Annotated in this window: 17 protein-coding genes and 3 pseudogenes; 8 read left to right on the forward strand and 12 right to left on the reverse strand. The window is 60.0% G+C overall.

Annotated elements, in window-relative coordinates; all coding sequences use genetic code 11:
• Positions 1-93 precede the first annotated feature (93 nt).
• From ACSQ36_RS26445 to ACSQ36_RS26470, 6 genes and pseudogenes are all read left to right on the forward strand, one after another.
• Complete coding sequence (locus tag ACSQ36_RS26445) at positions 94-1,338, forward strand: citrate/2-methylcitrate synthase (protein WP_436184247.1); 1,245 nt, start codon at positions 94-96, stop codon at positions 1,336-1,338.
• 128 nt (positions 1,339-1,466) lie between these two features.
• A pseudogene (locus tag ACSQ36_RS26450) lies at positions 1,467-2,385 on the forward strand (tyrosine-type recombinase/integrase); the annotation flags it as partial.
• A 536-nt stretch (positions 2,386-2,921) separates the two neighbouring features.
• Positions 2,922-3,322: pseudogene (locus tag ACSQ36_RS26455) on the forward strand (transposase); the annotation flags it as partial.
• 122 nt (positions 3,323-3,444) lie between these two features.
• The gene (locus ACSQ36_RS26460) at positions 3,445-3,636 is read left to right on the forward strand and encodes an MbcA/ParS/Xre antitoxin family protein (protein ID WP_436184248.1); all 192 of its coding nucleotides are present in this window, start codon (positions 3,445-3,447) and stop codon (positions 3,634-3,636) included.
• Between the two features lie 274 nt (positions 3,637-3,910).
• The gene (locus ACSQ36_RS26465; RefSeq protein WP_436184249.1) at positions 3,911-5,203 is read left to right on the forward strand and encodes an IS701 family transposase; all 1,293 of its coding nucleotides are present in this window, start codon (positions 3,911-3,913) and stop codon (positions 5,201-5,203) included.
• Between the two features lie 163 nt (positions 5,204-5,366).
• Positions 5,367-5,726, forward strand: a pseudogene (locus tag ACSQ36_RS26470) (RES family NAD+ phosphorylase); the annotation flags it as partial.
• A gap of 302 nt (positions 5,727-6,028) precedes the next feature.
• Here the strand turns inward: ACSQ36_RS26470 and ACSQ36_RS26475 are convergent.
• From ACSQ36_RS26475 to ACSQ36_RS26515, 9 genes are all read right to left on the reverse strand, one after another.
• Positions 6,029-6,628, reverse strand: coding sequence for a (2Fe-2S)-binding protein (locus ACSQ36_RS26475; protein ID WP_436184250.1), 600 nt, complete (start codon positions 6,626-6,628; stop codon positions 6,029-6,031).
• Positions 6,625-8,877, reverse strand: a complete 2,253-nt coding sequence (locus tag ACSQ36_RS26480; protein ID WP_436184251.1) for a xanthine dehydrogenase family protein molybdopterin-binding subunit — start codon at positions 8,875-8,877, stop codon at positions 6,625-6,627. The genes ACSQ36_RS26475 and ACSQ36_RS26480 overlap by 4 nt, the downstream gene beginning before the upstream one ends.
• Positions 8,874-9,770, reverse strand: a complete 897-nt coding sequence (locus ACSQ36_RS26485; RefSeq protein ID WP_436184252.1) for an FAD binding domain-containing protein — start codon at positions 9,768-9,770, stop codon at positions 8,874-8,876. The genes ACSQ36_RS26480 and ACSQ36_RS26485 overlap by 4 nt, the downstream gene beginning before the upstream one ends.
• A gap of 146 nt (positions 9,771-9,916) precedes the next feature.
• Positions 9,917-11,047, reverse strand: coding sequence for a porin (locus ACSQ36_RS26490; RefSeq protein ID WP_436184253.1), 1,131 nt, complete (start codon positions 11,045-11,047; stop codon positions 9,917-9,919).
• 180 nt (positions 11,048-11,227) lie between these two features.
• The gene (locus ACSQ36_RS26495; protein ID WP_436184254.1) at positions 11,228-12,196 is read right to left on the reverse strand and encodes a PDR/VanB family oxidoreductase; all 969 of its coding nucleotides are present in this window, start codon (positions 12,194-12,196) and stop codon (positions 11,228-11,230) included.
• Positions 12,197-12,353: 157 nt separating this feature from the next.
• Positions 12,354-12,599: a hypothetical protein gene (locus ACSQ36_RS26500; RefSeq protein WP_436184255.1), complete on the reverse strand. Its 246-nt coding sequence runs from the start codon at positions 12,597-12,599 to the stop codon at positions 12,354-12,356.
• The gene (locus tag ACSQ36_RS26505) at positions 12,596-13,075 is read right to left on the reverse strand and encodes an aromatic-ring-hydroxylating dioxygenase subunit beta (protein WP_436184256.1); all 480 of its coding nucleotides are present in this window, start codon (positions 13,073-13,075) and stop codon (positions 12,596-12,598) included. Before ACSQ36_RS26505 ends, ACSQ36_RS26500 begins: the two co-directional genes overlap by 4 nt.
• Complete coding sequence (locus ACSQ36_RS26510; protein WP_436184257.1) at positions 13,072-14,244, reverse strand: aromatic ring-hydroxylating oxygenase subunit alpha; 1,173 nt, start codon at positions 14,242-14,244, stop codon at positions 13,072-13,074. Before ACSQ36_RS26510 ends, ACSQ36_RS26505 begins: the two co-directional genes overlap by 4 nt.
• Entirely contained in the window at positions 14,234-15,712 is a 1,479-nt protein-coding gene (locus ACSQ36_RS26515; RefSeq protein WP_436184258.1) for an MmgE/PrpD family protein, read from the reverse strand. Before ACSQ36_RS26515 ends, ACSQ36_RS26510 begins: the two co-directional genes overlap by 11 nt.
• Before the next feature lie 277 nt (positions 15,713-15,989).
• Between ACSQ36_RS26515 and ACSQ36_RS26520 the strand changes: the two genes are divergently transcribed.
• Both ACSQ36_RS26520 and ACSQ36_RS26525 read left to right on the forward strand, forming a co-directional pair.
• Positions 15,990-16,412: a VOC family protein gene (locus ACSQ36_RS26520; protein ID WP_436184259.1), complete on the forward strand. Its 423-nt coding sequence runs from the start codon at positions 15,990-15,992 to the stop codon at positions 16,410-16,412.
• A gap of 22 nt (positions 16,413-16,434) precedes the next feature.
• Entirely contained in the window at positions 16,435-17,274 is an 840-nt protein-coding gene (locus ACSQ36_RS26525) for an alpha/beta fold hydrolase (RefSeq protein WP_436184260.1), read from the forward strand.
• A 71-nt stretch (positions 17,275-17,345) separates the two neighbouring features.
• Here the strand turns inward: ACSQ36_RS26525 and ACSQ36_RS26530 are convergent, their stop codons facing one another.
• The 3 genes from ACSQ36_RS26530 to ACSQ36_RS26540 are packed head-to-tail and all read right to left on the reverse strand — an operon-like array spanning position 17,346 to position 19,797.
• Positions 17,346-17,984 carry a glutathione S-transferase family protein gene (locus tag ACSQ36_RS26530; protein WP_436184261.1) on the reverse strand — a complete coding sequence of 213 codons (639 nt, stop codon included), beginning with the start codon at positions 17,982-17,984 and terminating at the stop codon, positions 17,346-17,348.
• A gap of 17 nt (positions 17,985-18,001) precedes the next feature.
• Positions 18,002-18,871, reverse strand: a complete 870-nt coding sequence (locus ACSQ36_RS26535) for an aromatic ring-hydroxylating dioxygenase subunit alpha (RefSeq protein ID WP_436184262.1) — start codon at positions 18,869-18,871, stop codon at positions 18,002-18,004.
• Complete coding sequence (locus ACSQ36_RS26540; protein ID WP_436184263.1) at positions 18,859-19,797, reverse strand: Rieske 2Fe-2S domain-containing protein; 939 nt, start codon at positions 19,795-19,797, stop codon at positions 18,859-18,861. Before ACSQ36_RS26540 ends, ACSQ36_RS26535 begins: the two co-directional genes overlap by 13 nt.
• Positions 19,798-19,944: the final 147 nt, after the last annotated feature.

Consider the following 19,944-nt stretch of genomic DNA (forward strand, 5'->3'; position numbering starts at 1 on the left):
GGCACTGGATCGGTCGCGCTCCCTTGCTGGACGCGAGCCGCATCGTACTGGCTCACTGCCCTGTTCCGCCGCATCACCTTGCTTGGCCACCCTATGCGAAACTGGATCACTCTGACTGAAGCGGCTCGGCAACTCGGAGTGCAGGCGCAGACTGTCTATGCGTATGTCAGTCGAGGCACCATCGCGGTCATGCCGGATCCGCACGACCCTCGCAAGAGCCTTTATCGTGCGGAGGACGTGGTCGGTCTGTGCCGCAAAAAACAGGTGGGACGCAAGCGCGAAGCCCTTGCCGCCGGAACGATATTCGGTGCGGAGCCCTGCATCTACAGCAGCATCACCACCTTCTCAAAAGGCCGGGCGTACTACCGGGGACTCGACAGCATCCGGCTTTCGGACACAGCGACGCTCGAGGACGTGGCAACCCTTCTCTGGAATGCGAGCGCACCTGTTTCCTTCGAGGTCGGCGACGTGCCGGTACTGGGTGACGAGCGAGGCAGGCAATGCGCGTTCACATCGCTGGCAGCGCTTGCGGCCTGCGGGCATTCGACTCTTGGACGCACCGACAGCGCACTCCATGTCGAAGCCGGGCGTCTCGTGGCACTCATCGCGCAAGCATTCGGCGCGCGAAGTGACGCGAATGCACAAACGATCCATGAACGGTTCGCGCTTGGTTGGGGTCTGGATGGCGATGGCGCCGAACTCGTCCGGCGCGCCATGGTCCTCGTGGCCGATCACGAGATCACGAGTTCGGCGTTCGCCGCCAGGATTACCGCCTCCACCGGCGCGTCGTTGCCGGGATGCCTGCTGACGGGCCTCGCGACACTCTCCGGCCCGCTGCATGGAGACGCGTCGGGCCACTTGCGGGCCGTGTTCGACGACGTCTTGAGACTCGGTGCGGAGTACGTCGTTGCCCATCACTTGCAGTCGGCCATTCCGATCCCGGGGTTTGGACATCATCTGTATCCGGATGGCGATCCACGGGCAGCCGCGTTGCTCGAGGTGCTGAATCCCCCTCAGGAGCTTATGTCGTTCATGGACAAGGCGGTTGAGCTGACTGGGCTCAAGCCTAATATCGACGTTGCACTTGCTGCTTTGGCGGCGCAGCTGGAGTTGCCACGCGATGCCTCGTTCGCCTTGTTCGCAACGGCCCGAAGCGTGGGTCTGCTCGCGCATTGCATCGAGCAGCTCCGGGTGGGCAAGGTCATACGGCCAAGAGGCCGCTATACCGGCCGCGCATTGGAGGACGCCGGCCCGACGCTTCCTGCGGAAGGCGACGAGAAGACGCTTGATCCGGCCACGCTCGATAAGAATCGGTTGTTCAAGGCGGTGGAGCGTTGAGAAAAAAAACGTAAAGCCGGATCTCCGCTTAAACAAAGAGAAGCAGGCGAAAATATCGGCCTGTCATACGCAACATCGCTACGAATCGAGTTCCCTGAGGCGTTGCGAGTCGCCGGTTCGAAGGCTTACTGCTCCTCAATAGGCGCTTTCTGGCCGACCCGCACCCCGCACATCGCTGGGGTCATGACCGGTCGTAAAGTGGCCCGTGCAGACGCCCACTGGCGGCCGTTCGCGGGCCCGCTCTCGCCAGCTAGCGAGCGTCAGGCGTTCGTGATTCTGAATACGCTCTTCGCGTGGCTCGTCAACGCGGGCTACCTGGCCGGCAATCCGCTGTCTCTGTCTCGTCAACGGGCACGCAAGGCCAAGCCCCGCGTGACGCGCTTCCTCGAGGACGATCTCTGGCAGGCCGTCAAAACCTCGATCGACGCGATGCCCCGTAACACCGCACGCGAGCAGGAACACTACGCGCGGGTGCGCTGGCTGATCTCGCTCTTGTTCTTGTATTTGATGGGTCTGCGCATTTCGGAAGTCTTGAGCAATCCGATGGGCGGCTTTTTTAGGCGACGCGATCGCGACGGCCAGGACCGCTGGTGGCTGGCCATTACCGGCAAAGGCGACAAAGAACGTTTACTGCCGGCGACGACCGAACTGATGGCTGAGCTGACACGCTATCGCCGACACTACGGTCTGGCTGCCCTCCCCTATGGCGGCGAAACGACACCGCTGCTGTTGCCGATCGGCGGCACATACCGGACGATGACACGCGGCGCCGTACACCTGATCATCAAACAGGTGTTCGACAATGCGATCGGGCACTTGCAGTCGACCGGCGAAGCGCACGAGCGCGCCGCAGAACGGCTGCGCCAGGCTTCTGCCCATTGGCTGCGGCATACGACAGGCTCTCGCATGATGAACGGACAAGTCGATCTGCGATACGTCCGGGACAACCTGGGGCACGAATCGATCTCGACCACCAGCCAATATTTACATGCGGACGATGATGATCGGCATCGTGCAACCGAGGCCGGACTGACGCTCAATTGGTAGCAAGATGACTATCCTGTCGTATCCCGTCAATCGCGTGCACGAACTCCTGCCGCTGGCCCGTTAAAACACCTCTACGCCATGGACATTCTAGATTCGCTTCGGCAGGCGCCTAGCACCGAGCTATATCGTCTCTATCTTACAATCGGCAAAATGCTTGATGACCCGCGACGTATTCTCGAAATACGTCAACGCCTGCATCTGGGGATGTCCGTCAACTACATTGGCGACAACCCGCTTGGGCCGCCGGCACAAGGCACCATCGTTGAACTCCGCCAGACACAGGCAGTAATTCAAGACAGCGTAACTCGACGCCGTTGGAGCGTGCTTTACGCGGCAATCATTCCGGACACCGCGAGTGGCCCGGATCGTGTCGAACCGGCATCACCACCGAGAACGCAGCGTGATGAGTTCTTCATCGGCGACACAGTCGGTTTCACGGATAAGCACCTAACAGACTGCGGAAATACCTCACTCCGAAGTCACCCAAAAGGTCAGTTCAAACGTTGTTAGTAAAGACGCCACAACTGAGAGAAGCGATGCGCGGCGCCGATACGTTTGCCGAGAACTTGTTCACCTTGCGTAAGCTGGAGGACTTTGTTCCAGCAGATCATCCGCTGCGCTCGATTCGCAAGATGGCCAACGCCGCGCTGGCCAAGATGGATCGCTTGTTTGCCGGCATGTACGAGGCTGATATCAAAGGTGGGCGGCCCAGCATTGCCCCGGAGAAGCTGCTGCGCGCGATGCTGTTGCAAGTGCTCTATAGCGTTCGCTCGGAGCGCCAGTTGATGGAGCAGGTTCAATATAACCTGCTGTTTCGTTGGTTTATCGGGCTGTCGATGGACGATGCCGTGTGGGTGCCCACGCAATCATCGAGTTCTTCAACGAGGTTGTGAGCATTGCCGAGAAGAAGTGCTGGCTTTCCAGCGCGACGCTGTCCAAGGCTGTCGTGCGCGCTCAAGGTGAGCCAGACCATTCTCGCTGACGTGCTGGGGATCAGCGCACGTCGGCGTCGCGTTTAGTCTCGGGCGGCTATCAGCTTGAGGAGTCGCTGCGTAAGGAATGGGAAATGGCGCTTCTCTTTATGCGACTATTTCGCTCTTCGACGCAATCGTGGGATCAGGCGAAAAGGCGCAAGCCTGGCTGACGGGCGAAAATCTCGCATTAAATGCGCGTCCCGTTGATTTGATTCGTTCCGCGCAAGGACTTGTAAATGTCGTCGAATACCTGGATCTCTACCGCGGTCGCATCTGAAGCGCGGCAGTTTAGCGAACAGGCTTGGCGCGCCGTTGAAGCGCAGCACCGAGTGGCGACGATGTCGCTCGTCGACAGCCTTGCTGAGCAAGCGCAACTCGAAGCGCTTCTTGACGCGTCAAAGCCTCCCGTTCCCGCGTCCGCACTAGGACTGCATTGGTTGCTTTTCACGCCGTTTCGCTATCAGACCTCTAATCTCACTGTGTCATAAAAACGACAGTTTCTTTTATGTTTCATTCTATAATAAGGAATCCTTATTTACCAGCGGACTGCAATGGAAAATCTGGAGAAGTTCGATCGCTACATCGAGCACCTGTGCGCAGCGTTAGGGCATGAGGATCGGAACGCCGGATTGCAGGACTATTGTCGCGGGCTGATGCTGCCGATCCATCGCAAGAGCGTTGAGCCTCTGGCAGCGCATACCGATCCGCTGCACGTTGCAGCCAAGCATCAGTCACTGCATCACTTCGTGGCGAAGGCCGGATGGTCCGACCGCGCGGTGATGACGCGCATCCGCGACTGGGTTGTGCCAGACCTTGGTCTGGACAGTGGCTGCTACTGGATCGTTGATGACACGGGATTCCCGAAGAAGGGCACGCATTCAGTTGGCGTCGCGCGCCAATACTGCGGTCAACTGGGCAAACAGGACAACTGCCAGGTGGCGGTCAGTTTGTCGCTGGCCAGCGTTCGGGGCAGCGTTCCTGTTGGCTATCAACTGTATCTGCCCAAGGACTGGGCGGCTGACCCTGTGCGCCGCAAGAAAGCCGGGGTGCCCGACGAGGTGAGCTTCGCGACCAAGCCGGAAATCGCGTTGGCGCAAATGCATGAGGCGCTCGCCTCGGGCGTGCCCATGGGCGTGGTGCTGGCCGATGCTGGGTATGGCGATGAAACCGCCTTTCGCGATGGCATTACTGAATTGGGCATGCTGTATGCCGTCGGTATCAGGCCGGGAACCACGGTATGGGCACCGGGCGCCGCACCCCTGCCACCGAGGCCCTGGAGCGGTCGCGGCATACGGCCGACGAAGCTGCGCCGCGAGCCGGGTCACGAGCCGGTGTCGGTCAAGGCACTGGCCATGGCATTGCCGCGGGAGGCCTATAGTGCGCTCACCTGGCGCGAAGGTACCAACACGGATCTATCCTCGCGTTTCGCCGCTGTGCGGGTTCGTCCTGCTCACCGCGATTACCTGGGCACCGAGATGCGCGCCGAGGAGTGGCTACTGATCGAGTGGCCCGAGGGAGAAGCCGAGCCGGTGAAATACTTCCTCAGCACGGCGCCGTCCGATGCCACGCTGGAACAACTGGTCTTCGTCACCAAGATGCGCTGGCGTATTGAGCGAGACTACCAGGAGCTCAAGCAGGAGTTCGGCCTCGGGCATTACGAGGGCCGCGGCTGGCGCGGCTTCCATCACCATGCCACGCTGTGTATTGCGGCTTACGCCTTTCTCGTCACCGAGCGGCTCGGTCAGGACGGCGCAAAAAAAAACCGCGCTCGACCAGAAGCGGCTTCCCTACCCGAAGGTTACCTCCCTCGCGGCAGCCGGACGGGTCCAGCGCCACGTGCCTGACTCGATTTCGACGCTGCGAGTACTCATCGCCCGCGCGATCACCGGCAGGCTTCCGCGCTGTCCCTGCTGTGGGAATGTCAAATTAACTTTGTGACACAGTAAGACTAAACACGGCTCTCGATTTCACCGACCCTACGATCCAGGTGTTTTCTATGCGGCGCATGAACGCAGTACGGCCTGCGCGGAATTGGGGTATTGGCGCTGGAGGTTCCTCACCGAATCGCCCGCGCTAGGTTCAATCGACACCTTGCCGCAAACACTCTTCATGGTAGAAGTACAAGGCAGTGCGGTCGATGTACGGGACTCAGCGTTTTCGTCGGACGGCCCGCACTTTCTTGACAAAACCGATCACACCTATTGCCAGGCGTTAGCGGCCATCGCTCGCGAAGCTCGGATCGATGCGATTGTGTACCGGTCCGTGCGAGATTCGGCAGGGGGTGGCTGCAGCAGTACTTGCCCCTACTGCGTTAGCCAGGAAGGCGCCAATCAGCCCGGAGACCTGGAATCTTTCAGTCACTCTTGATCGTGTTATCTGGCAAAAGAATGACGTTTTGTCACCGGAAGGATTCGAATTTCCGGTGACGTTGTGGTGTTGACGGAATGCCTCGGGGTGAGCCTTTTGGCGGGTCCTAAAAATAGCCGTTTCAGCTGCGAATCGGGTGATCTGCTGCGCATCACTGATTTGCATCCGGGCGGCAATTTCATGCGGATAAACTGGAAAAAACGCAAAAAATCGACAGCCATAAGAAGTGCAACCAGCCGCACACCTTCTGGCTAGAGCCATTCAACAGATTGGGCTCCTCTGAGATTGCACAGTAACAAGCGCTATTTTCCCTCTGAGCAGTCGTCACATCGGCTGCCGGCGGTCTCACCCTTGACGCCTTCATCATGCTGCTGCGCTTCGACGCAAGGGCCGAAGAGTACAGCCGCAGCGCGCTGGAGCCCGCCGTATCCCGTGCAACGGCAGAGGTTTCCACACATCTGGCTGGTCGCATCCGCAGCACTGATCAAAGGTGCTTTCCAATAGAGCCAGGTCAGTGTCATCATCATCCCGGCCGAGCAATAGCCGCACTGGACTGCTCCACTGCGCGCCAGTGCAGTGCGAACCGGAATGCATCGGGAATCGAATTCCAGACCCTCAAGCGTTGTAATGGCCTGGCCGTCGAGCTGCCATGCCATGACGAGGCAAGCGTTGACTGGATGGTCGTTAAGCCAGACCATGCAGGCTCCGCACCGCCCTACCTCACAGCCCGGCTTCGCCGCCGGCAGCACGAAGTCCTCGCGCAGGATCGAAAGAAGCGTCCGCTCGGGTGGGCAACGAACCACGACCGGCTTCTCATTCACCCGGAAGCTGATCGGTTCAAAACGCTCCGGACTAACCGGGCCTGTCCCGACCGCGGCACTCATGTCACCCGACTCGCTCATACTTCCTGCTCCAAAAAATCCAGAACATCGTCCGGCGTAAACGGCAGCTTGAACACCGGCGTACCGAGTGCGCTGGCTATCGCGTTGGCGACTGTGGGGGCCCCGAAATTCGCACCGATTTCCCCGGCGCCACGGGGTCCATGCCTGTCGCCCGGCATCAGGTTCTCGATTGCGATGACTTCGGTTTGCGGCGCGTCCGCGAATGTCGGTATGAAATAGCTGTCGAAGTTGCGCGCGAGGTAGCGGCCTTTCGCCATAGGCAGCGCTTCAATGGTCACCAGTCCCTGACCGATCAGAGCGCCGCCTTCCATCTGCCCGAGAAAACCCTGCCTCGAAACCACCGGCCCGAGCGCCGCCGCAACGACAAGCCGATCGACTGAAATGGCGCCTGTCCAGGTGTCGATGATCACATGAGCGAGCGCCGCGCACGCACCGAAGACATAGTGCGCTCCCGCAATCTCGGTGGGCGTTTCTTCGCCGGCAAGGTCGATCGGCAGGACGGGCCGGCGCTCTCCCAGGCGCGCGGCCAATTCCACGAAGCTCATGTAACGCTCATCGTCACACCAGATGCCGCCGGGACCGAGCCGAAGCGCTGCGACAGGCACCTCGTTCAGCGAGGCGGCCTCATTGCATAGCTGTGCGCTCCAGTGCGCTCCTTCCGCAGCGATAGCCCGCCACACCAGCGTGGTAGCCCGCGAAGCGGCTACTGCGCCGCTGTCGGGCAGCGCCGAATCACCGATCACGGCGCGCACGTCGCCTGCATCGCACCCGAGTTCGAGTGCCGTCAGCCGGCAAATGCTGCCGATCAGATTCTGGCCCAGCTCGCAGAAGCTGGCGCGCAGTTCGATGCATCCATCGGCGGCCAGCGCAAGTGCCAGCTTCGCGCCATTCGGGCCGCCCTTTCCATAGCCGTCGCTGCGCTGAATCAGCGCCATGCCCACGCCGTGCAGATATCGATCGTCGCGCCATCGTCGCGGGCCCTGCCACAGCGCGTGCCGCGAAATGACGTCGAGCGCGCGAGAGGCGCCATCGAACGGCACGACGACCTGATCGAGCGGCCCGGGATCGTCCGGCTGCTTCAGATTCATACGGCGAAATTCAAGTGGATCGATCTGGGCAAGCGCTGCCAGTTGCTCGATCTGCTGCTCGAGGGCGAATTGCACCTGGACCGCACCGAATCCCCTGAACGCGCCGGCGATACCGTTGTTCGTGTAGACGAGACGAGACTCGAGCGCGACAGCGTCGTACTTGTAGGGACCGGACGAGTGTTCGCGCGCACCATCCAGCACTTCCGGGCCATAAGACGCGTAGGCGCCGGTGTCGGCAGTGATCCACGCCTCGTGAAATCGAAGCCGGCCATGCGCATCGCAACCTGTTCGCATGCGGATGGTCATCGAATGGCGCTTCACGCTCAGATCGACCGATTGAGGACGCTGTAGATGCAGGCGAACCGGGCGCCCGGTCTTCCATGCGAGCAGCGCGAGGATCGGCTGAACAGACAGCTCGTCCTTACCGCCGTGCGAACCGCCGACGGGCGAACCGACCACGCGGACGCGCTCGCTATGCAAGGCCAGCATGCCCGCGATCATCTTCCGGTCGCGCTCCGGATTGTGGCAGCCAAAGTAGATGAGGATCCCGCCATTGCCATCGGGTTCGGCGACACCGCTTTCCGTTTCAAGATACGCATGCATCTGCCGGGGAGTGCGATAGTCGCGATCGACGATGTGGTCGCACTCGAGCGCCGCTGCGGCGGTATTGCCGTGACGGTGGTGGCGTTCGTACAGCAGGTTCGGACGCTCATGCAGTTGTGGCGCATCGTGCTGCGTGGCAAGTTCGGTATCGAACACCGAAGGAAGAAGCGCGTAGCTGACATCGATCAGCGCAAGCGCCTGTTGCGCCAACTCCCGTGTGTCTGCCGCCACCGCCGCAATCGGGTCGCCTATGAAACGGCATTTGTCGATGCACAGGAATGGCCGGTCCACGATTCGCAAGCCGTGATGCTTCGAGCCGGGAATATCGGCGTGCGTGACGACCGCGTGAACGCCGGGCAAAGCCATCGCAGCACGCGTGTCGATGGCAAGAATCTTCGCGTGAGCGTGTGGGGACCCGAGGATGGCTGCGTGCAGCTGGTCCGGCCTGATGCGATCGCCCGGATATCCGGGATTCCCGCCGAGCTTGGCCAGTGCGTCGGGCCGGGGATCGTCCGGCGCACTGAGGGTCGTGTGATCGAGCATGATATGCGGCGTCATGCGGCGATCGACGGTCTGTCACCTTTCGTGGTCATCTCCCTCACATGTCCGGATATGACACGACTGGCAATCCGGGCCAGCGCAGGGTTCTCGGGTAGATCGCACCTGCATGCGTCGCGTATCACGTCGGGCGTCACGCTATGTGCAGATAGGCTCTCCATGATCCGGCACGTCTGGGCAAGCATACGGGCAACAAGCCCGGCGCCCGTGGCGGCAATGCAAACATCGCCAAGGCGTCCGCCCTCCAGCAGATTTGCTCTAAGCGCAATCGCGATTCGGGACGGTGTGAAGGCTGCGCGGCGCCCCACCTTTTCGTAGAAACCGATGAACCCCGTCGACACGCTCGATGCAGTGTCCGCGGGTCCAGTCAGCGCATGGGCGGGCAAATGGACGGCCACGATCAAAGGACACTCCTGATTCGACATCAAGATATTGAGCAACACCCTGTCCCCATTGTGCAATTCGACCGCCGCTCGCATGGCCAGCAAGGGCGCCAACGTGTCGCCGAAGCGCCAGCCGATGTTTCCACCGAGCGTTGCGAGGTTTCGGACGGACAGCGAGGCCAGTTCATCGCACGCTGCCGCTAGCAGCGGTGCCTGCTCCCGAATCAAGGGATCACGTCGCAAAGCCTCGAGCTTGATGCCACACCCGATACGAAGCCCGCCGGAATCGAAATCCTGAGTGATGTCAGTACCCAATAGCGGCGCTACATCGATAAGCGTAAGGGCAGGCGGCGGTGTTTCGCCCCACGATAGCCGCAGTGCCGTTCCGCCCGCCGCGTAGGTCGAACCGGAACCAGGGGCGGACTTGGCCTGGTGCGCTTGAGCGACGCTGGCGGGCCTCAAGATGTACATCGGACAGATGCCTGAACTGACCGCTGCGGATAGATACATCGCATGTTCGTCATGAATTCATCTCGCTCGACATGGTTAAAATCCACACGCGACGAAAGTACAGGCTGCCCCATGTCAGGTTGAGAGAGCGCTTATTCAGTAGCCCGGGTCGTTGATCCCCAAGCTCCCTTTCTCCCCGTTGAAACTCAGAACATGTGGAGCAAGCCGACGCGTACGTCTGTCTGATGACCCGTCGACGACGGCTCGAACGAGTCGCCAATGACAGCATCAGCGCCGTGTGCCCTCAGGATGTCGGTGCCCGTGTACACCGTCGTGCGCTTGGACAGAGCGTAATTCACACCAACCGAAAACTGGTTCCAGTGAGCCGATTCCAGCTTGCTGTATTGATAGTCGAGAATGCCCTGCAACGCGGGGCTGAACGCGTAGGTGCCGCCGCCTTCGTAGACACGCAATGTCGCTGTTTCACCAAAACCCTTCATTTGTGTATCGACGACATCAACCTTGCCCGTGATTTTGCCGAGCGTGTAGCTCACTCCCGCGCCAAAGATCGACTTGCTGTCGAGATTGAACGACGTCGAAGAAAACGAATCGCTCACCGTCCCGTTCGCGGAAACCGTGGCAACGGACTGGCCAAGCAGAGAGGTCACGCCCAACTGGCCATACGGGTCCACTCCGTTGAGCGTATTGGGATTGTTAATGCGTGTGTAATACCCTGCGGCATAAATCGAACCGCCCGAGTACGAAATGCCGCCGGAATAGCCGCTATTCTGATGAAAATTACCCGCGGTGTTGCCGAACGCATACATTGCCTCGACTTCAATCCCTTTCATGTCGGGACTCTGATACTTGATCGCGTTGTCGAGCCTGAGACCGAACAGTTGACCGTCCAGGTCACCCAGGTGTCCGCCATACCCGGTCACGCACGCACCAAGGCCGAGGCAGTTCGTCATGAAAAAGTCTGAACCTGCGTCGTACTGGTGACCGAGCGTCAGCGTTCCATAGGTTTGACTCCGCAAACCCACGTACGCTTGCCGGCCGAACTCCGCGCCGAACTGCCCGAGCTTGCCGGTACCAAGAGAGAAACCGTTCTCCAACTGAAAGATTGCCGCGAGGCCGCCACCCAGATCCTCGCTTCCCTTCAGACCCCAGCGATTACCATAATAGATGCCGTCGTCCTCCCGGATACTATGAGCGCCACCTTCATTGGATACGTAGGTGATGCCACTGTCGATGATGCCATAAAGGGTAACACTGCTTTGAGCGAAGGCAGGCGTCACGCAAAGACAGGACGCGAAAAACAAAACCGTCTTTTTCATAGTAATCCTAATTTAGTTATAAAAAAATACTTCGATATAAAAACGTCGCTTTTCGGTTATCGGCGTGATTCCGCCGTGCCCTCATTCACCATCTCCTCCCCGTGGCGCTCATCTCCAGGCCGATGCCGGCCACCGCTTTCCGTCATGCCCGGACTGGCTGCCTCTAATGCGAACTCATTCTCACAAATCGAGGACCAGAAGCGGTGTTTTTGAACGAGAGCAGCACACGGTCAGCATGTCGTTGCGCTCATGCTCTTCGTCCGACATGCAGTAGTCGCGATGATCGGGAACACCTTCGAGTAAGCCGGTCATGCAGCAGCCGCATATACCTTGCTCACAGGAAACCGGGATATCGATTCCGTTATCGAGCAGTACCTTTGCAATGCTATTTCCCGGAGTTACCCGAAACGTGACACCGCTGCTCGCCACCCGGACATCGAACCCGTCCGGCCCTTCATGCTCGATGGACGTCGCCGAAGCCGGGCTGAAATTCTCTTTGTGAATACAGTCCCGGTTCCATCCGGCGGCGACGGCGGCGTCGATCACCGAAGTCATGAAGCCTTCGGGACCGCAAACATAAATATCGGAATCCGTCGGGTATCGGGAAAGCACATCGGCCACTCGAAGCCGACTGTCAGCGTCGTTAAAATAAAAGTACGTGCGATCAACCAGGCCCGACGCGGCGATGCGGTCCCGAAACGCCGCGTTAGCCAATGAGCGCGCGCTGTAGTGCAAGTCGAACTCCGCGTTACGCTGCGCGAGCGCTTCCGCCATTGCGAGAATCGGCGTAATACCAATGCCGCCGGCAAACAAAATGACGCGGCGATTTCCGCGCGTCAGCATAAAAAGATTCCGCGGCACGCCGATAGTCAGGTGATCGCCCACCTGAATCTTCTCGTGGATATACGACGATCCGCCCCGTGAAGCCGGGCTGAGTAATACGCCGATCGTGTAGGCACCCGAACGTTCCCGGCATGCGAGCAGCGAATATTGCCTCACCATGCCGTCCGGCAACTTGACGTCAATATGCGCGCCTGCTTCGAAAGCCGGCAACGATCCGCCGTCCGTGCTTGCCAGTTCGAGCGCCACAATCCCCTGCGCTTCCTGTCGGCGACCGACCACCGACACTGAAAACCAGTCTTCTTTCATTTCCTTCCTCACTGGGCCGGAAGCATTGCTTCTCATGCCGGCCAAGCAGTAATGCTTATCAATGGAATCAGCGTACCGCGACAATTTATTCAGATAACTGAAAATAACCTGGACATTGAGTCAGCCAAACTTTGTCAGGACGCGATTCCGACGTTCGTCAGTCGGCGGACCCAAGTCCACGCGGAACCATATGCGCCGTCAATTCGACGCTGCCCGCGCTGGTCAGTCCGCTCAGTTGAAACGCATCCATGAATACCGACAGTCCCGTCGCGAGATCATCGATGCGCAAGCGCGGCGCGTTCCCCTGCCTGTCGACCGATAACCGGACTGCCGCGAACTCGTTGGAAAGTACTTCGCTCCAGGCAGCCGGAACAGCATCCGATGCCCGCTCGAATACTTTCACAGCAGGAACGGTGTTGCTTCCAACACCTCGTTGTTTCTAAGCAAGTTGACTTTCTTGCCGAGTATCTGCCATGTGTTATCGCGACGTTGCAGGAGAAATTCGCAACGCGCCGAATGTATGGTCTGACGATGACGCGCCAGTTCCACGAGCAGCATCATGCACGTCACTCTAAGCGTCCGGCTCTCGTCGTTCGCCTCGCCGAGTCCCACATTCGAAATGAGCCGATGCACACGCGAAGCCGGATCTTGTGCGTACGCATGCCCCGACTGCAACCGGGCGATGCGTTTCGCCAGCGCCGCCTTATCGTCGTGGATGATCGACACGTGTTGCGTTGGATCGATATCGTCATGCCCGGCGGGCACCCAGTACACCGCATTCTCATGAAAGAGCGCGAGCCAGGCGTCGAACCTGCCGGTATCCAGCAAACGCGCCTCCATGAACAAAAAATCCTCGATTTCCGGACGATCCGTATTCATGCCGCGACCTCTGCGCGAGGAACCGATGCAACATCGCTCATAAGCCGCTTCCAGTTTTGATACATGCCTCTGTGCTGGGTTTCATCGGACATGCCGCCGGTCATATAGCCGCCGCGCATCGATTCACGATCCAGGCCCCGCGAGAAAACCAGCCAATCTACGGCGCCGCTTTGCAAGCCTCGCTGGGTGCGCTCGAAGATATCCAGATCGTCGGCGAAGAAAGTACCGGCAGCGCCGAATTCAAACTCCTGGTCGCGCATGCGCCGCATGTTCACTTCGTCGGGAACGTCCTGCAAACGCACCACCTTCGTGTAGATCTCGGTACGATCGACGGCAATCGGACGAACCGTGCGAATCTGACTGCGGAGGACAATCAGATTGGGGAAAATCACCAGATTGAAGCCACCTGACAGGCCAGCGTCGGCTGGCATCGGACCCCAATCGGTGTGATCCGTTACACCGTGTCCATCCATGGCGATTACGCAGCCCTTTCCCTGCCGGTATATCTGCATCGCTTCGGGTGTGACCGCACTCGCATGCAGCGCGCCGACGTGATACGGATCGACGCCGTTTTCGAGTTGATATTTCCAGTTACCGTTGTAAGCGCACTTCTGCGTTCCCTTGAAAAGATCGATCTTCCCGGTGGGTGAAACGGCCGCATAGGCGTCGAGAAACTTCGCTACGCCACCGAGGTGTTCCAGCAGAGAGACGCCCTCCTCTTTCATGCAGCCGAAAATGAAGCCCTGGTACACGGCCACGCGGGCAACCTTGACGAGCCCAAGCGAGGACTTGTCGAACGACTTCCCGTACCCTTGAGGCATCGGGACGCCGATCAGCGCGCCCGAGTTGTCGTAGGTCCACGAATGATAAGGACATCGAAAGAACTTGCTATTGCCGCTCTCGTGTTGGCAGACCACAGGACCACGGTGCCGGCAGCGGTTAATCAACGCGGTGACCGTCCCGTCTTCGAGGCGCGACACCACGACTGGATGCTTGCCGAGGTAGGTTGTCACGTAGTCGCCCGATTGCGGCAATTCCGCCTCGTGAGCCAGATAAACCCAGGTGGTATCGAAGATGCGCGACATCTCGAGTTCGTAGACGTCCGGATCGGTGTAGACGGATCGGTGGACCGCATCGGCGCGGATCAAATTCTCCATGTCAACTGGCATGACTTCCTCGTGAGTTTGTGTCATCGGATACAGATTCAAAAATGGGCGAGATGTTGTCGAGCGACTCGAGGCTGCGCACGTGCTGGACGATTTCCTCACGACGCGCAGGCGTCATTGGGACCGACGCGTCGTCGAGATTGCGATGAAACTTGATCGCGACGTCGTCAAACGACAAGGGGCGCGACGGATGTCCGGCCGGCGCGTCGATCCGGTGCGCAAGTCTGCGGCCGTCCTTGAGCCAAAGATTCACGACACCAGGCTCCAGCCCGGTCCGATTCGCAAGCTCCGGCATGACGATATGCTCGAAACGCGCGGCCATCGACAGCACGCCGGGGTCGTTGCGCCCAGCCTCGCCGAAATCGGCTATGCCGATACGGCCCCGCACCAGCGCATGGGCCACCATGAACGGAATGCTGTTCATTGCCGCCGACGCACCCGGCGGATGGCGCCGCATCTCCGACGGTTCGCACATGACGCGGCCCCAGGGACCGACATAGAGAACGACTTTCTCTATCACGCCGGGGTCGCCGCCCGCGCTGTCGAGGAGAATCAGCGCGGCTTCGACGAACGCGTGGGCAACGAGGGTCCCCGGCATGGACTTGAAGCAGCGCGTCAGTGAACGATAATCGCGTCCCAATCCATCGGTGAGCGCTTCTGCCGCGTAGTTGCCGCCAAAGTAGGCGTTGAACAATCCGGCCACGCCTGTCAGCACATCGGCCCGCGCCTGGATCCCGAAGCTCGCCATCATCGCGCTCTGGACGCCGGCCTGATTGGACAGCCCGGAATATAAAAACTTTCCCATGCTCAACGGTGCATGAACAACCGTTTCCTCGGTTCCGGCCGCCTGCATCAACGCAAGTCCGAGGGCATCGAGCATCGACTCCTCCGACAATCGGATGATGTTTCCACAAGCGGCCGCAGCGCTGAAATAGCCGAATATCTGGCTCGCCAGCATGATCGGCAGACCCTCGCCGAAATGCGGAGCCAGCGCCGCGGCAAGACGGGCCTGCAGTTCACAGCCCACGGCAACCGCACTCAGTAGCACCCTGCCGGCGCCGGGTAGACGATGCGCCTGCGCCATGGCAACCGCTGCCGGCACCACGCAAGCCGCCACATGGATTTGCGGATATTCGATGATGTCGTCGTAATCGAGCGCCCTGGCATGCGCGGCGTTGGCAAGCGCCGCGTAGCCAGGCGCAAGACGCTGCCCGGTCGACCAGACGGTCGATGCGCCGGGCCCGGACGCCGCTGCGCAATAAGCGGTGACCGGCGCGCAGCCTGCGTTCATGCGCTCACCGGCGAGCGCCAGGCCCAGCACGTCGAGTATCGACTGCTTGGCCTGTTGCACGACTTCGGGAGGGAGCTGCGTGAACTCGAGGCCGGAAGCAAAAGCGGCAAACAGAGCCGATGCGCCGTCCCGGCGATCTGGATGAAACATGAACCCTCGCTTGATTGCATGTGCAGCCATGCGAACGCCGCCCCGCCGCGCGCATGGTTTGCTCATCTGTATGACCTGGACGCCCTTTTTTGGAAGGGCACCGGTCGAATGTAAAGGCCAACCGTTGCGCGAGGCAATTCGGATCATTAATCCGTTGCGTCAGCTTTCCTGATTCGACGCGCGAACCGTTCAGCTCACGGCTCTGGTTAAGAAAAACCAGCGGTATCGGGGCGATGAATGTGATCCAGCCGTCAGGCCTTCTGTTTTAAGCTGGACTCTTCAAACCGATGGAAGGACCTCCACGACCATGCCTCCGATCAACGCACGCTTCAACGGGATCGACCATGTCGTTTTCAAGGTGACCGATATCGGCCGTACAACGGAGTTCTACCGTTCGGTGCTGGGTCTGCGTGTCGAACGGATCTTCGAGAAGATCGGCCTGCATCAGGTGCGCTGTGGCACCAATCTGATCGACCTGCTCGAACTGCCGCCGGGCGCGGCCTTGCCTCCGCCCGCGGAGCGCGGCATCGAACATGTGTGCCTGAGTATCGAGGCGGATATGGACGAGTTGCTTCGCGACCTCGCTTCGCATGAGGTGGCTGTCATCCGGGGGCCGATGGAGGTTTATGGAGCAAGGGGATTCGGCACGTCCATCTACATTCTGGATCCCGATTCATACGAGATCGAATTGAAGGTGGGCTATTCGCAGAATCCGGCGCGCTTTGCATGACCTGGCGAACAAGGAGAGGGTGATGTCGACAGCTTTATCCGAAACATTTACGCACGATGGACTTTCCCTCCACTACCTTCGATGGGGACCGGCCGACGCTCCGCCACTCGTGCTGCTGCACGGGCTACGTGCCTACGCGTACTGGTTCGAGGAATTCGCAGAGGTGGCCGCCGCCCGCTTTCAGGTCATCTCGCTCGATCAGCGCGGCCGGGGAGCGTCCGACTGGGCGCCGGATGGGCAATACAACACCGACGCCTACGTCGCGGATCTCGCAGCACTCGCCGATCATCTGAAGCTCGACCGGTTTGTCCTGCTCGGGCACTCCATGGGCGGCACCAACGCGCTGAATTACGCGGCGAGCCATCCGGATCGCGTAGCCGCGCTGGTGATCGTCGATAGTGCCCCGGAACTCGACATGGCCGGCCTTACGCGAATCAGAAGCGAACTTGCGCGCACGCCGAACGCCTTCGGCTCGCGTGCCGAGGCGCTGACGTTCCTGCGAGAAATGCACCCGCGCGCAGGCGAGCGCAGCATTGCCACGCGCATGGAGTGGATGTTGCGGCGGCGTGAGACGGGCGAACTCGACTGGCGTATCGATCCCGCGATCTTCGACCCACGCCTGACGCCCGATCCGCCGCAGCGTTCGTGGGATGCGCTGGCAAAGGTCGCCTGTCCGACCCTGATGGTCCGCGGCGCTATCTCGGACCTCGTGACGGCACAGATCGCCGATCGGATGATCGATACGCTCCGGTCAGGCGAACGAGTGGATATAGAGCAGGCCGCGCATATGGTGGTCGAAGACAATCCCGTCGCCTTCACCTCGGCGGTGCTCGGATTCCTCGATAAAAAGGTTCCGCGCTGAGGGCCGTGCCGGACGCCGGGGCTGACGAGTACCGTCAGCCCGAAAAGTCTCTCAGCGAACTTGAACGGTCCTTAAAACGCTCCGGCAAAGTTCGGCAGAACGCCCGGCATGACGATAAATCCCCCCAGCTCCTTGAAACGGTTGATCCACCGCCACAATGCCGGATAGGGGCTCAACGAAAGCTCCGCATCCTGGGCGAGCGCCGCGCAGGGAAACACCGAGATATCCGCAATAGTAGGCTCCTCGCCAAGCAGCCATCGACGCCCCGTCAATTCCCCTTCGGCCAGATGATCCTCAAGCACTTCGAGCGCGCGGCGGGCAGCCCGGAGATCGTCTTCTGTCGCCATGCCGCGTGCCGTGATGGCGGCCATCCGCAGTCGCGATATCGTGGCGAGCTCGTGCTCGGAGAAGGCGAGCCATCCCGCGGTCTGTGCGTTACGCACGGGATCGTCGGGAAGCCATTTCCCTGTCGGATCGTAGCGTTTCGCAAGATAGACGAGAATCGCCGATGACTTCCAGATGATCTGGTGATCGTCTTCGAGAACGGGAATCTCGCCCAGGGGATTGAGCGTCAGAAATTCTGGAGACCGGTGCTCCCGGCCCGGGTGCACATCGATTTTGACGGGCGTGTACTGCAGACCCAGCATGGACAGCAGAAGACGCGCCTTGTAACAGTCGCTCGACAGGATGTAATCGTAGAGTTTGATCATTTTTCTTGGGGAAAGGGCTACAACGCGCGCTCGATGCCGAACTCAAGACCCGAGCGGTCCAGCCACCTGCGATACGCCATCGAGCTTGCGTCCGAGCGCATGGGCAACTCGCGACGAGGATTGACGGGCAGCTTGCGGGGAAACTGGTTGATCAGAACCATCCGGTCCTGCGCAAAGATCTCGTGATAGAAATGCAGGATCCCTGTGTCGCTGTTCCCGCTGTCATGAACACACGCAAACGAATGAACGATGCATCGGTCCTCTTCGACAGGCTGGATGAACAGGCCGATGACGTCTTTCTTTCCAACCTGAATCAGGCTGTCCTTGTAAATCAATGCGATAAAAGGCGAGGCGATCCTGTAGTCGTAGAAAATCGTCGATCCGCCGCCGGCAGCCGCGGAAGCCATCGGCTGAAAAAAACTGCAGCCAACGGCCCATAGTTCGGCACCCTCTTCTCTCATCTCGACCGAGTAACGCGGGACTTCGGCGGACTCATATCCGCCGAGGGTTCCGGTATGAATGAACGAGAAGTGAGAGAGGTCGAAGAAATTCTCAATGACCCGCTGCCCCGAAGTCGGCACTCCTATGCGTCCGCGATAGATGAAGCGGCGCCCCGGCTCCGCGAATTCAGGAATGGCGAGAATGTCTCGCCTGGGCTTTCCCGGCGTGACCCAGATGAACCCGTACTGCTCGCGTACGTCGGGCAGCGGGACCTGCTCGCCCGACTCGCGAACGAAGCTGCAATGCACGGTGTTATCGTGGTCGCGGCTGACTATGATGTCCTGGCCGAGCAATCGCGTCCGTTCGCTGCGCCCGGGCGCAATCTCTTTGCCGAAAGAAACCACGTACCAGTCATCGCGCGCAACCGTGTCGTCTATTGCCTGCATTTCGTTTCCTCATTATGCGTCATGCGCGCGAGCGCTTCGCTCGCGCGATGGGTTCGCCATTCGGCAATCGCGCTTTGCATCCAGACGTGACGCTCATCGCCGAACGCGTTCGATAAACCGTTCCTCACCGCAACGGCCGCCCGGTTTATCTCGATGCGCCGTTCGGCCGGGGCGGGTTCCATCGAGACTACGTGGACGCCGCACGTCGCTTCGTCCGATGGGAAAACGAACGCGCCAAATGTGCTCTGACCACTCGCGCCTTCCGATTCCACCATCAGGCCGCCCGCGCGATCAAGCGATGCGACGAAAGAGCCGCGTTCGTCCGTGCCCTTGAAAACGAGACGCTCCGGCGTGCTCGAATCCGACACATCGATTTGCGCCGGCGCGTGGCTCCCTGAAGAAGTCGACGCATGCGATGCAACGCTGATGAGCGCCGCCAGGGCTGCATCGACCGGTACGGGAAAATAAAGCGTGCGAACGGGGTAGGTCCTGGGGCCGTCGAGCGGCGGACTGCCCGCCGGTTGCCCCAGGTTGAGCCAGACATAGCCGTTGCTCTCGGTCACGGCATAGCGCTGGGCGCATGCGGCTTTCGGCGGCACGATATCGGGATGTGCCGGCATGTGGATGCATTGGCCATCGGTGCCGAAGGTCCATCCATGATAAGGGCATAACAGACTCTCGCCGCGCACCGCACCAAATGAGAGCCGCATTCCCCGATGTGGGCAACGGTCGCCCCATGCACTGGCGTGTCCAGAAGCCGAACGCCACAACGCGATGCGTTGTGAGTGCACGGTAACCGGCATGACGGTGGCAGGCATCAGGTCGTCCGAAGCCGCGACCGCGTACCAGGAATCTGGCGCATCGTGCTGTAATTGCTGAGAGGGAATCATTGGCGGGACGATGTGAAATGGAATGAGGGTGACCATGTGGGAAGCCTGATGCAAATCATCAGGCTGTGCAATTTCTAAAAAAAGACGACTGCGTCATAAATCCCGACTTAGCACGCACTGAAAGTCCGATGCATGAATATAGGCATGTTTCATGCTCTATTTCGTCGCGCGTTGCGCTGAACC

This window comes from Caballeronia sp. LjRoot34 (assembly GCF_964253815.1).
GTDB lineage: Bacteria > Pseudomonadota > Gammaproteobacteria > Burkholderiales > Burkholderiaceae > Caballeronia.